This is a genomic window from Winogradskyella forsetii (assembly GCF_013394595.1).
Taxonomy (GTDB): Bacteria; Bacteroidota; Bacteroidia; order Flavobacteriales; family Flavobacteriaceae; genus Winogradskyella; species Winogradskyella forsetii.
Window position 1 is genome coordinate 2,764,036 of record NZ_CP053348.1, and the last position, 13,892, is coordinate 2,777,927.

Here is a 13,892-nt window from a genome sequence, read left to right on the forward strand (position 1 = left end):
TTTTTGCAAGTCTAAAGCAGACTAACCTTTAAACTTTTGTAATGCAATTACGTCTTTGTACTACACTATTCTTAGTTTTCACACTAACTCTCTCTTTCGCTCAAAAAGACGTTAAAATAAAAGGAACCGTCCTTGAAAAAGATACCAACATCCCTTTAGAATATGCAACGGTTGTTGTTAAAACAAAAGAAGATAACAAAATCATAACTGGTGGCATCACAGATACCAATGGTAAATTTAATGTCGAAGTTCCTGCAGGAACTTATATTGTTTCCGTAGAATACATATCCTACAAAACAAAGACTTTCCCAGAACAGACTATTTCAAAAGACACCGATTTGGGAACTATTTATCTTGCATTGAATGTTGATACCTTAAATGAGGTTATGGTTGTTGCCGAACGCACAACGGTTGAAATAAAACTAGATAAAAAAGTTTATAACATAGGAAAAGATTTAACCACAGCTGGTGGAACCGTAAGTGACGCCCTTAATAATGTACCGTCTGTTGCGGTAGACATTGATGGCGCCATAAGCCTTAGAGGCAATGGTAATGTAAGAATCTTAATTAATGGTAAGCCCTCTGCCCTAGCTGGTTTTGGGGACACCAACGTGTTGAGTCAATTACCTGCAGAAGCTATTGAGCGTGTCGAGGTTATTACGTCTCCATCTGCAAGGTATGATGCCGAAGGTACAGCAGGTATCTTAAACATCATTTTACGCCAAAAAGAAACGTTGGGTTTTAATGGCTCTATTAACTCCACTATCGGTAATCCCGATAATATTGGTTTGAATGCAAGTCTTAATTATAGAACCGAAAAATATAATTTATTCACCAATTTAGGTTGGAGGTATTTTGATGCACCTAGAAATAGTTTTAATGATGTTACCCGTTTTGACCGTGTAGAAGATGGTGAAATTATTTCGCCTACTTTCCGCAGAATTATTGAAGACGAAGAAGTTGAACGCCTCAATAGAAACTATAATGCAAATGTGGGAATTGAATATTTCCTCAGTGACAAATCTTCCATAACAGGTAGTCTCTTTTATCGATTTGGAAGTGATGCAGATTTGGCTATAAATGAAAGTGAGCGATTTAATGATGGCATTATTGTTGAAGAAACACTACGTCGCGAAAGAGACACCGAACAGGATAATAGCTATCAAATTGCAGTTAATTTTGTTCAACGCTTTGGTGATGATGCTGACCACAAACTGACAGTAGATTTTCAATACGAAAATGATAGTGAAGAAGGGTTTACGTTTTTAAATGAAGATTATCTTTCTACCGACCAAACCGATCCTGAACCTTTTCAGATTGAACAGGAATTTACCAACGAAGATCAAAAGGAATATTTGTTTCAGGCAGATTATGTGTTACCGATTGGTGAAGATTCTCGCTTCGAAGCTGGTTTTAGAAGTAACCTGGAAAATGAAATTACCGATTACAGATTGGAACAGGAAGATTTAGAAACGGGTCAGCTTGTTAGAAATGACACCATTACCAATATTTTTGATTATGATGAGAACGTAAATGCCATTTATAGCCAATATGGTACGAAGTTCGGGAAGTTCTCTTTTTTATTGGGATTAAGATTAGAGCACACACAACTAAAAGGAAATATTGATTCTAGACTATCTGACGAAGATTTAGAGAATGCCTACCAGTTTCCTATAAAAACCGATTTTGACAATAATTATTTAGGGTTATTTCCAACTGTTAATCTTATTTACAACTTAAGTGGAGCTGATTCTGATAGTGAAGAAAGTATTACTTTAGGTTACAACAGAAGAATCAACAGACCAAGAGGTTGGTTCATCAACCCATTCCCAACACGTTCTAGCAGAACGAATGTTTTTCAGGGAAATCCCAACATACAGCCTGCTTTTTCTAATGCTTTTGATATAGGCTATCTAAAACGTTGGGAAAAATTGACATTGACATCTTCTATTTATTATCAAGTTGAAACCAATTCCTTTGAGCGTGTAGAAGAAAATACAGGACAGCAAACCACTGACGAAATTGATATTATTAGAACCATTCCTATTAACCTTTCAACCAATAAACGTACAGGTGCAGAATTAGGTGTTTTATATAATCCTAACAAATGGTTACGCCTCAACTCCAGTTTTAATTTTTTTCAGTTTGAAACTGATGGTGCGTTTAATGGTGTTGATTACAGCGCAAAAAATACGAGTTGGTTTGCACGTTTCAGCTCTAAAGTGACTGTACCTTGGCAAATCGATTGGCAAACAAATGCTTTTTATAGAGGTGCTCAACAAGACGCTCAGTCAGATACTGAAGGTTTATTATCCATTGATTTAGCGCTCAGTAAAGAGATTAAGATTAAAAGCAATAGTCTCACAGTATCCTTGAACGTAAGGGACTTACTGAATTCCAGAAAACGAAAATCTTTAACTACAACAGAATTCTTTGAGCGCTATAGCGAATCCCAATGGAGACAACGACAAATAAATTTATCCCTGATTTACAGATTCAATCAAAAACTAAATAAACGTGAACGCTCTGGAAACGGCGAAAATGGTAATGGTGATGATATGGATTTTGAAGGGTAGTATTTAAGTTTTATGAAGTGTTTATTTTATATTCTGTATTTTAACCGTTAAGATTAAATACGAGCTCAACTTAAACAAAGCATGAAATTGCTAAGAACAATCATTTTATTTCTTACCATAAACCTAGGTTATAGCATTTCCGCTCAAACCGTTTACACCACAAAAACAGGCGAAAAATATCATCAAAGCAATTGTCGTTATCTGAAATATTCTAAGAAAGAAATAAGCTTAGAAAAATCCAAATCTTTAGGTTATCAGGCTTGTAAGACCTGTAAACCAAACACAGATAACACAAGATTAAAATCCAAGTCAACAGCCTTAAGATCAACTCCTCAAGACACGCCGACTTCTTCTAAAAAAGTTACAGCAACACAATGTACAGGCAAAACAAAAGCTGGTGAACGCTGTAAGCGCAAAACTAAAAACACAAACGGCAGATGTTATCAGCATTGACTGACTGAAAAAGCACCCTTATAATTTTAAGGGTGCTTTTTTTTAAATTAAGGTACTGCTCATCAATTTTGACTAAGACAAAACATTAAAATATGTGCTATCAAAATTCAATGAAATCGTTTATGCTTTCAATACCACTCTAAATCGAGCTTTTCCATCATGTAAATGTTTGATGGCCTTATTAACATCTTGCATTTCAAATTCTTCAACTGTTGGATAAATATCATGTCTCACACAGAATTCCAACATTTTTCTAGTTAGGGCTATACTTCCCAACGGACTTCCACCAACGGATTTTTCACCTGCAATCATGCTGAAGGCTGGTATTTCCATCGGTTCTAAAACCGCACCAACGGTGTGTAATTTTCCCTGTGGTGCCAATGTGGTTAAAAAGGCATTCCAATCAAGTTTCACATTTGTGGTGTTTAGGATAAAATCCAATGTTCCTGCTATACTTTCTAAGTCGTCTGAATCTGTGGAGTCCACAACATTATGTGCTCCCATTTTCTTTAAAGCGTCCGTCTTATCTTTATTAGACGTGAAAGCAGTAACCTCGCAACCCCAAGCTTTCAAAAACTTTAACGCCATATGACCCAAGCCACCAATACCAATAACGCCTACTTTATCTGTGGGTTGCACTCCAGACAATACAATAGGATTAAAAACGGTTATTCCTCCACAAAACAATGGACCTGCTTTAGCCATATCAATGCCATCAGGTAATTTAGTTACCCAAGACCAATGCCCACGGACATGGTCTGCAAATCCACCATGACGACCAACAATAGTTCCCTCTGTATCGCTACATAAATGTTGCTTACCATCCATGCACTGATTGCAATGCATACAGGATTCTGAAAACCATCCCAGTCCAACTTTATCTCCTTTTTTGAGCCCTTTCACTTCGCTTCCTAAGGCGATGATCTCCCCTACAATCTCATGACCTGGAACAAGCGGAAATTGAGAATTTCCCCAATCGTTATTAATCATGCTTAAATCGCTATGACAAAGGCCACAATAATGCACTTTGATGTCCACATGCTCTTTACCAATGTCTGGCAAATTATAATCGAATTTTTCTAAATCTGATCCTGCCGAATTTGCTGCGTATGCGTTTACTTTCATAAATTTATTTTTTGGTTTTCTAAATTTAAGTAAAACCAAAAACAAACTATGTTAGTCTGACGTTAATGTTTGAAAAAGTTTTAGTTTACTTTTTTTCCTGGCATACTTCGACCACCTTGGTGCAAAACTAGACCAGTAGTTTCGCCACTGTCATTTGAATTAAAAGTTACGCTTGCTTCTACAACTTTAAGAAAAAATTCATTTTTTGAAGAGGCATATATCTCAAATTCTTGTTGATTGGTTGCTTGCGCCAATAATTGATTACCAACTCTTTTGATGGAAATAAAAAACTCTGGCGCTAACTGATATTTGCCTGTGTAACTTTCCAATAGGGCTTCATCAACTTCAACTATATCAGGAAATTCTCTTTTCTTCGGCAATTCTAATTTTACATCCTGACCCAATACCTTTAACCCAATAGCATCTACCAAAAAAGTTGAATTGGTCAAAACCACAACACCTTCATCCGTATTTTTATTAAATCCAATAAAAGCTCTGTAACCTCCTGTGCCTCCATTATGCCAAATTATGGAGTCATTTTTGGCAAAATGCCATCCCAAACCAATATTAAAATTTTTAGTGGCGTCGGAAAATGCAATTTGATGACTCAATTTCATAGCTTTGTTCAAACTTGAATTGTTAGTTTCCATATTGGCTTTAATAAAATTTACCATATCTCTTGTGCTAGACCTTATGGCGCCAGCGCCTGCCAATGACGTTATATCCCAATTGTTCGTTTGTTTGAGCTCATCATTATAACCGTAAGCCAGCCTTTCTTTCATTCTATCCGTAAATACAATTCGGGTGTCATCCATGTCTAATCGCTTTGCAATTTTTTCAATAACCAAATCCTCGTAGCTTTTGCCAGAATGCAATTCGAGAATATGTCCCAGTAAACCCATTCCAAAATTAGAATATTCATATAAACTGCCAATATCTCTAGTTAACTCGAAAGATGATAAAAATTCATAAATCTGATTTATAGTGTAATCTGCGAATGGATTACTCCTATCTTTAGGCTTAAAATTATCTGGCATTCTTGGCAATCCCGAAGTATGTGATGCCAAATCCTTCAACGTAATTGCTTTCTCATTTCCAGTTGGCACATTCACAAATGAAGGTAAATATTTTGAAATTGGATCTGTTAGTTTCATGTTGCCCTTTAGGACTTCATCAGCCAGCATGATTGTCGTAAATACTTTTGATATCGAACCTATTTCATATATCGTATTTTCATCAACAGGTTGTCCGTTTTCCAATAATGTATTGCCATAATTGAAATAAACAACCTTTTCGCCTTTAATATAGGCCATGGCAATACTTGGATTAAACCCTTGGTCAACTCGTTCTTGAATATGAGTTTTAACATCTGCTGGGATCGTTAAATCTTGTGCAATCGTAAATTGAAATGCGGTTAATGCAATGAAGAATAGATATAAATTTTTCATGATGTGAAGGTTTAGTTATAAGACTACAAAGCTATTTTTAAGTTACATTATTCTTAGTATTTAAGACTACGATTTAAAAAACTTGTCCTGTTTAGAATATGCTATCTCATTAAAGTCTAAAACTACTATGCTCGCCAAGGTATAATCTTGACCAGTTGAATGTTCGCTTTTAAATCCCACACAAAAAATTCCTGCTGAATGTGCGGCTTTTATGCCATTAGTTGAATCCTCAATAACCATACATTCCGATTCATCAAAACCAGTATGCTTTGCGGCTTTGATAAAGATTTCCGGATGTGGTTTAGACTTCTTTAGATCTGCTCCACTAAATTTTCCAACGAAGTATTGATTCAAATCAAAACGATCAAAAATGCGCTCTATATTTGGCATGGAAGCTGAAGACGCCACAACCAATTTTAAACCGTTGGCATGATAATCTTTAATACGCTCTAAAACGCCATCAATTAAAACCAAACCAGAATCATTTTCAAATAAATATTTAAAGTGTTTTCTTTTAATATTGACTAAAGTTTCAGGTGCTTCAGTCAAACTAAAATGATCGACTAAGCGCTTGCAGATATTGATAGTGGATTGCCCAGTAAAGGATTCGTAAAGTGTATCATTGACTTCAATATTTACATCCTCAAACATTTGATAGTAGGCTTTGCGATGCAATGGTTCTGTGTCCACAATGACACCATCCATATCAAATAAAACGGCTTTTAGCATAGGTTTTTTTTGTTTTAGCGAAATTAAAAAAGTATATGCTTAAACCTATTCAAATCCAAAAAAATAAAATCCCAAAATCCAATAATGGGTTAAGGAGTCATAATTGAATTCTTGATTATAATAATGCTTAGCTTTGCATTGTACATATTTATTAACAAATAAAAAGATTACCGCTTTTGCGGCAACTAATGATGGCAAAAAAGGGAAAAGAGAAAAATACCAATAACAAAGCCAAACACAGTAAACTAATCGCTCAGAAAAAGAATAAGATAAAATCAAAAGATGCTGAGCGCAAAGCGCGTTTGAAGGCTATTGTTGAATTGGCTAATGCTAAAAAAGAAAACGGTAATTAGAGTTTCAAAACCCCGTGTTTTTGACTTCGTTATAGCTTAGTTTTTTTTCCTATGTTCATTTTGTGTTGATACAAAACGAACCAAAAAATCAAAACGATTTGTTAGGAAATTGCAAAGCACCATTCGCTAATACTTTAATAATCAGGATTCTTTATAGAATTACTTATCCATTCCTAGATTTAGTAAATCAACACTATTCATTGCTCATTATTTCTGAAAATCGTTGAGTCCGACTTTGTCGGAACTAGGTGCGCGATAGAACCTAAAAATTTGTGAGTACCTTTTTAATATCGCACGAAACTGAAACATTCGTCATTGCCATTGAAGAAGATTCTCTAAGTTGAAGTAAACATAAAAAATGCAAAAATCATAAATCTCAATCAGTTAATACAACATACTAATTTATACTGTTTTGGAATTTAGTTGTTGTAATTTGGAATTTTTGTCTATAGTCTTTATTCAATTCTCTTAATTCTTAATTCTTCATTTTTAATTATTCATTATTCATTTTAATTCTTAGTTTCTTTACAAAACATTATCCATAATATCCTGAACCACTTCAGGATTCAACAAAGTACTGGTATCACCCAGTTGATCAGTTTCATTCGCCGCAATTTTTCTTAAAATTCGACGCATAATCTTACCTGATCTTGTTTTTGGCAAACCTTCCGTAAACTGAATTTTATCGAGTTTGGCAATTGGACCAATTCGGTCCGTGATGAGCTGGTTGATTTCTTTTCTAAGATTGTCATGATTTCTACTTTCCCCAACATCCTTCAACGTGACATAACCATATAGTGCATTTCCTTTGACGTCATGTGGAAATCCAACGATGGCAGATTCCGAAACTGCTGGATGCTCGTTAATAGCATCTTCAATTGGTGCGGTTCCTAAATTATGTCCAGAAACAATAATGACATCATCTACTCTACCTGTGATTCTGTAATAACCAACTTCATCTCGCAACGCGCCATCTCCTGTAAAATACATATTTTCGTACGCCGAAAAATAGGTGTCAATATAGCGCTGATGATTTCCCCAAATCGTTCTTGCCATTGAAGGCCAAGGAAATTTAATACATAATCGTCCTTCTACTTGATTGCCTTTCAGCTCTTTTCCATTTTCGTCCATTAAAGCCGGTTGAATTCCTATAAAAGGCAGCGTAGCATAAGTCGGTTTCGTTGGTGTTGAAAACGGAATTGGAGTAATCATAATCCCTCCTGTTTCGGTTTGCCACCACGTATCTACTATCGGACTTTTCTTTTTTCCTATGTTTTCATCGTACCAATGCCAAGCTTCTTCATTGATGGGTTCTCCAACCGATCCTAAAACTTTTAGTGAGGATAAATCATATTTTTCAACAAATTCCGATCCTTGTTTTGCTAAAGCTCTAATCGCTGTTGGTGCGGTATAAAATTGTGTTATTTTATGTTTTTCAACAATATCCCAAAAACGTCCGTAATCAGGATAACTCGGTACACCTTCGAACATTACAGAGGTTGCTCCATTCACTAAAGGCCCATAAACTATATAGCTGTGACCTGTAATCCAACCAATATCGGCCGTACACCAATAGATATCATCCTCTCGATATTGAAACACATTTTTAAAGGTGTAAGCGGTATAGACCATATATCCTCCAACGGTATGAACCATACCTTTTGGTTTTCCTGTGGAACCAGAGGTATAAAGAATAAATAAAGGATCTTCTGCATCCATAATTTCAGCAACACAATCTGAATAAGCCTCTTCCATTAGTGGCTCTAACCAATGATCACGTCCTACTTTCATGCGGATTTCTGAATTGATTCTTTTCACGACCAAAACAGATTCAATACCTGGTGTATCATTTAAAGCGTCATCCACAATACCTTTTAAATCAATGGTTTTTGCACCACGATAAGACCCATCTGACGTTATGACCATTTTGGCATTACAATCATTAATTCTTGAAGAAACGGCCGTTGAGGAAAAACCAGCAAAAACAACCGAATGAATCGCTCCAATGCGAGCACATGCCAAAACTGAAATTGCCAATTCTGGAATCATAGGTAAATAAATACAAACGACATCGTCTTTTTTTATGCCTTTATCTTTTAACACATTGGCTAACTTGCATACACGTTCATGCAATTGTTTGTAAGAAATATGTTCCGCTTCTTCTTCCGGATTGTTGGGTTCAAACAAGATTGCCGTTTTATCTCTTCTGGTGTGCAAGTGTCTATCCAAACAATTTTCGGTAATGTTGACTTTAGCATCTTCAAACCATTTGAATTTGGCATTTTTGAAATCGTAACTCAACACATTAGACCATTTTTTTCGCCATACAAAATGTTCTTCAGCTATTTCTTCCCAGAATTGTTCTGGATTTCGCACTGATTTTCTATAGACTTGAAAATATTCTTCAAACTGTTTGATGTGATAATTACTCATTTTTTGGATGTTGTTTTTTGAGCTGAAAAAGGTAGTTATTTTGAATTAAAAAAAGAAGCTTCTTCCTCAGTTAATAACCGAGAATGAATCAAAAATCGAAGTCCAAGTGGAATCTCCAATGAAAAGCTCGCACCTCGACCTTCTGTTATATCTACGGTTAAGTGCGTGTGTTTCCAATATTCAAACTGATCTTGGTTCATATAAAAATTCACACCTTCAACTTCCCCTAAAAGAATATCACTTTCATCTAAATACATATCGTCTTTTTCAAAAATCATAGGTGAAGAACCATCGCAACACCCTCCACTTTGATGAAAAATTAAATCGCCGTGCTTTGCTTTTAGTTGCTTAACTATTTCTGCCGCTCTATCTGTAATTTCTACTCGCTTCATAATACAATGTATTAAAAAAAGGTTGAATCAAAAAAAATCAATTCAACCTTAATCCGTTATTTCTAGTTTCTAAAAGAAGCCCAACTTATTCTTGTCATAAGAGATAAGCATATTTTTGGTCTGTCGGTAATGGCTCATCATCATAAGATGGTTTTCCCTACCAAATCCAGATTTTTTATAACCTCCAAATGGTGCGTGAGCTGGATAGGCATGGTAGCAATTTACCCAAACACGGCCTGCTTTTATAGCTCTAGGCATTTGATATAATTGATGTGCATCTCGTGTCCAGACGCCAGCTCCAAGACCGTACATAGTATCGTTGGCAATATCTATGGCTTCAGCTTCATCCTTAAATTTAGTAACACAAACTACGGGTCCAAAAATCTCTTCTTGAAATACACGCATTTTATTATGACCTTCCAAAATAGTTGGCTTAATGTAATAGCCATTGGCTAAATCGCCATCCAATTTGTTCGCTTCACCTCCTGTTAAGACCTTTGCACCTTCATCTTTTCCAATTTTGAAATAGGATTGAATTTTTTCATATTGATCGTTAGAGGCTTGTGCTCCAACCATAGTATTGACATCGTAAGGGCTTTTTTGAACGATAGCTTCTGTTCTCGCCACAACAAGTTCCATAAATTTGTCATAGATATCTTCTTGCACTAAAATCCTGGAAGGACACGTACAAACTTCTCCTTGATTAAAGGCAAATAAAACAGCGCCTTCAATAGCTTTGTCCAAAAATGCATCGTCTTCATCCATCACACTGTTAAAAAACACATTTGGAGACTTTCCTCCTAATTCCATGGTTACAGGATTCAGGTTTTTTGAGGCATACTGCATAATTAATTGTCCTGTTGTGGTTTCGCCCGTAAACGCCACTTTATCCACTTTAGAGCTTGATGCTAGCGGTTTCCCTGCTTCTGGACCGAAGCCGTGAATAATATTTAGAACACCTGGAGGAAATACATCAGCAATTTTTTCCATTAATAAGGTTGCAGATGATGGCGTTTGCTCAGCCGGTTTTAAGACCACGCAATTACCCGTTGCTAAAGCCGGAGGCAATTTCCATGATAACATTAACAAGGGAAAATTCCACGGAATAATCTGGCCAATTACACCAAGTGGCTCCTTAATATTCATGGACAACGTGTTCTCGTCCAATTCCGTAGCACTACCTTCTTCTGCTCTAATACAAGCTGCAAAATAACGCCAATGATCTACGGCTAATGGTATATCTGCATTTAAGGTTTCACGAATTGGCTTCCCATTATCACAGGTTTCTACCAATGCAAATTCTTCTAAATTCTCTTCTATAATATCCGCGACTTTATACAGAAGGGCAGCACGCTCAGCAGCAGACGTATTTCCCCAAGCCTCTTTTGCAGCATTTGCTGCATCAAGCGCATTTTCTACATCTTCCTTCTGAGATCTTGGATATTTTGCAATGAGAGTTCCATCTATAGGAGATGTGTTTTCAAAATAATCTCCACCAACAGGTGGTACAAATTTTCCATTTATAAAATTGGAATATTTCTCTTTAAATTTTGGCTTAGAATAGCTCATATCTTCATGTATTTTATTGTTAATTATTCATTTATATAGCTTAAAATTTAACTATATTGTAATTTTGATAAAGTTATTTTATCATATCCCAAACAAATAGAACATATTGCTTATATTATTGAACATATCTATTATTAACTATTTTTAAGACTATTTTTTCGTAATATTGAATATGAGCAGTTTATTAACGCAGCATAAAAGCCACAGAAAACTATCTACTTTAGTAGAAAATAGGACAACCTATAATGCTGAATATGCAGAGCTCAATATTTATGAAACCCATGCTTTTGCAGAAAAAGTGTCTTTGACGTTCGACTTTCCTATTATTGCAAGTATGCTTTCTGGAAAAAAAGTAATGCACCTTGAGGGTTTTGAAGCTTTTGATTTTTTTCCTGGGGAATCTGTTGTGATGCCAACGAATAAAGAAATGGTTATTGATTTTCCATTGGCCACCAAAGATAAGCCTACCCAATGTCTGGCTTTGGGAATTGATGCTTTTAAGATTGAAGAAGTTGTGGCGAAGTTTAACCATAATGTCGCCATAGAAAATGAAAATAACAATTGGGACTTAGACAAAACTACATCACATCTTATAAATAACGTCGATGTTAATCATTTGATTGAAAGGCTGACTTACACCTTTACAAATAACAATAAATCTAAAGATGTGTTGCTGGATTTAATGATTCAAGAATTAATTGTACGATTACTTCAAACTAAAGCAAAATCTCTAATAATAAATGACGCCAATACTTTTAATGATACCAGAATAGGAACGGTCATCAAATTTATTAAAGATAATTTAACTAATAAAGACATCTCTGTAGATCTATTAGCAAAGAAAGCCTACATGAGTACCTCTCATTTTCACAAACAATTTAAAGACACCTTAGGCATCTCTCCTATTGATTATATTAATTCTGAAAAAATTAAGTTTTCCAAAAAGCTTATTAAACAATACAAAAACTTACGAATGTCTGAAGTAGCCTATAAATCTGGATTCAACAATACAAGTTATTTTAACAGGCAATTCAAAAAAATGGAGATGATGACGCCTCAACAGTTCAAACTTTCTGTAAGTAAATAATACGATTACACGCTTCGTTTACTATTAATGATCAACAGCCTCGCCTGCGCCACTAGGAATTCTAATATTTTCCACCAACTCCTGAACATCTTGAGGAGGCGCCTTAGTAAATTTCATTATCGTTATTGACACTATAAAATTGAATAGCATTGCTATGGTTCCAAAACCTTCGGGTGAAATCCCGAACCACCAATCGGCTTTTTCTCCACCTCCAAACCAGCCAAACTTAAATTTTGTCATGTAAAACAACATGGTGGTTATACCGACAACCATACCAGCTATAGCACCTTCTTTATTCATTTTTTTATAAAATATGCCTAAAATAATAGCCGGAAAGAATGAGGCTGCAGCCAAACCAAAAGCTAAAGCCACAGTCGCTGCGACAAAACCTGGAGGGTTAATACCAAAATAACCAGCCACACAAACGGCAACAACCGCTGATAAACGTGCGGCAATTAATTCACCTTTTTCTGTAATATTAGGATTTATAATTTTCTTGATTAAATCGTGAGAAACTGATGACGAAATAACCAATAGCAGACCAGCTGCAGTAGATAATGCTGCTGCCAATGCGCCTGCGGCCACCAAAGCAATAACCCAATTGGGAAGTTGGGCAATTTCTGGATTCGCCAAAACCATAATGTCATTGTCTACAACCAATTCGTTTTTAGATGTATCCGCTACATACTGAATGATACCGTCATTATTCTTATCTGTAAATGCAATTAATCCTGTAGTTTCCCATTTCTTAAACCATATTGGCATTTCTACATACGGTTGATTTGATACAGTTTCAATCATATTTGTTCTCGCAAAAACTGAAACAGCTGGTGCTGTGGAATATAAAATAACAATAAGCAATAAGGCTAATCCTGCAGATTTCCTAGCATCTTTAACACGTTTTACGGTAAAGAATCGCACAATGACATGTGGCAATCCTGCGGTTCCGACCATTAAAGCTAAAGTGATAGCAAAAATATCTATCGTAGATTTTGATCCCTCCGTATATTCCGAAAAACCAAGATCCGTACTTAATCCATCCAATTTATCCAATAAATACGTTCCTGAGCCATCAGACAAAGTACTTCCAAATCCCAATTGTGGAATCGGATTACCTGTCATTTGAATGGATATAAAAATCGCTGGTACCATAAAGGCAAATATGAGCACACAATATTGCGCCACTTGTGTATAGGTAATACCTTTCATACCTCCCAAAACCGCATAAAACAACACGATTATCATTCCTATAATCACGCCAGTATTAATATCAACTTCTAAAAACCGTGAAAACACCAGACCTACACCTCGCATTTGTCCCGCGACATACGTAAACGACACGATGAGCGCACAAATAACGCCAACTAAACGTGCGGTGTTAGAATAGTAACGATCACCAATAAAATCTGGAACCGTAAACTTTCCGAACTTACGCAAATAGGGCGCTAAGAGTAATGCCAAAAGTACATAGCCACCAGTCCAACCCATTAAATAAACGGCACCATCATAACCTGCAAAGGAGATAATGCCAGCCATGGAAATAAACGACGCAGCACTCATCCAATCGGCAGCCGTAGCCATACCATTGGCCAATGGAGAAACGCCTCCGCCAGCCACGTAAAATTCTTTTGTAGAACCAGCTCTGGACCAAATCGCAATGCCGATATAAAGTGTAAACGTAATGCCAACTAAAACATAAGTCCAAGTTTGAACATCCAATGCGGCTA

General features: G+C 35.9%; 11 protein-coding genes. 4 read left to right on the plus strand and 7 right to left on the minus strand.

The genetic code is table 11. From position 1 onward, the window contains the following. Positions 1 to 41: 41 nt before the first annotated feature. Both HM987_RS11980 and HM987_RS11985 read left to right on the plus strand, forming a co-directional pair. The gene (locus HM987_RS11980) at positions 42 to 2,576 is read left to right on the plus strand and encodes an outer membrane beta-barrel protein (RefSeq protein ID WP_179008307.1); all 2,535 of its coding nucleotides are present in this window, start codon (positions 42 to 44) and stop codon (positions 2,574 to 2,576) included. A gap of 81 nt (positions 2,577 to 2,657) precedes the next feature. Next, positions 2,658 to 3,029 carry a hypothetical protein gene (locus HM987_RS11985; protein ID WP_179008308.1) on the plus strand — a complete coding sequence of 124 codons (372 nt, stop codon included), beginning with the start codon at positions 2,658 to 2,660 and terminating at the stop codon, positions 3,027 to 3,029. A gap of 120 nt (positions 3,030 to 3,149) precedes the next feature. Here the strand turns inward: HM987_RS11985 and ahr are convergent, their stop codons facing one another. The 3 genes from ahr to HM987_RS12000 form a co-directional block, all read right to left on the minus strand. Next, positions 3,150 to 4,154: an NADPH-dependent aldehyde reductase Ahr gene (gene ahr / locus HM987_RS11990; protein WP_179008309.1), complete on the minus strand. Its 1,005-nt coding sequence runs from the start codon at positions 4,152 to 4,154 to the stop codon at positions 3,150 to 3,152. A gap of 80 nt (positions 4,155 to 4,234) precedes the next feature. After that, positions 4,235 to 5,602 (minus strand): serine hydrolase, encoded by a 1,368-nt coding sequence (locus HM987_RS11995; RefSeq protein WP_179008310.1) that lies wholly within the window; start codon positions 5,600 to 5,602, stop codon positions 4,235 to 4,237. Positions 5,603 to 5,668: 66 nt separating this feature from the next. After that, on the minus strand, positions 5,669 to 6,331 hold the full coding sequence (locus tag HM987_RS12000; protein ID WP_179008311.1) for an HAD family hydrolase: 663 nt from the start codon (positions 6,329 to 6,331) through the stop codon (positions 5,669 to 5,671). Positions 6,332 to 6,519: 188 nt separating this feature from the next. Between HM987_RS12000 and HM987_RS12005 the strand changes: the two genes are divergently transcribed. After that, positions 6,520 to 6,684, plus strand: a complete 165-nt coding sequence (locus HM987_RS12005) for a hypothetical protein (protein ID WP_179004103.1) — start codon at positions 6,520 to 6,522, stop codon at positions 6,682 to 6,684. A 525-nt stretch (positions 6,685 to 7,209) separates the two neighbouring features. On the opposite strand, the gene acs is transcribed toward HM987_RS12005, so the two are convergent. The 3 genes from acs to HM987_RS12020 all read right to left on the minus strand — a co-directional run bounded on the left by acs (position 7,210) and on the right by HM987_RS12020 (position 11,078). Beyond that, positions 7,210 to 9,126: an acetate--CoA ligase gene (acs, locus tag HM987_RS12010; protein WP_256867369.1), complete on the minus strand. Its 1,917-nt coding sequence runs from the start codon at positions 9,124 to 9,126 to the stop codon at positions 7,210 to 7,212. 26 nt (positions 9,127 to 9,152) lie between these two features. Beyond that, positions 9,153 to 9,509 (minus strand): DUF779 domain-containing protein, encoded by a 357-nt coding sequence (locus HM987_RS12015; protein ID WP_179008313.1) that lies wholly within the window; start codon positions 9,507 to 9,509, stop codon positions 9,153 to 9,155. 69 nt (positions 9,510 to 9,578) lie between these two features. Continuing rightward, positions 9,579 to 11,078, minus strand: a complete 1,500-nt coding sequence (locus tag HM987_RS12020; RefSeq protein WP_179008314.1) for an aldehyde dehydrogenase family protein — start codon at positions 11,076 to 11,078, stop codon at positions 9,579 to 9,581. A gap of 172 nt (positions 11,079 to 11,250) precedes the next feature. Here HM987_RS12020 and HM987_RS12025 point away from each other — a divergent pair, with 172 nt between their 5' ends. Next, positions 11,251 to 12,165 (plus strand): AraC family transcriptional regulator, encoded by a 915-nt coding sequence (locus HM987_RS12025; protein WP_179008315.1) that lies wholly within the window; start codon positions 11,251 to 11,253, stop codon positions 12,163 to 12,165. Between the two features lie 24 nt (positions 12,166 to 12,189). Here the strand turns inward: HM987_RS12025 and HM987_RS12030 are convergent, their stop codons facing one another. Next, positions 12,190 to 13,884: a sodium:solute symporter family protein gene (locus tag HM987_RS12030; protein WP_179010042.1), complete on the minus strand. Its 1,695-nt coding sequence runs from the start codon at positions 13,882 to 13,884 to the stop codon at positions 12,190 to 12,192. Positions 13,885 to 13,892: the final 8 nt, after the last annotated feature.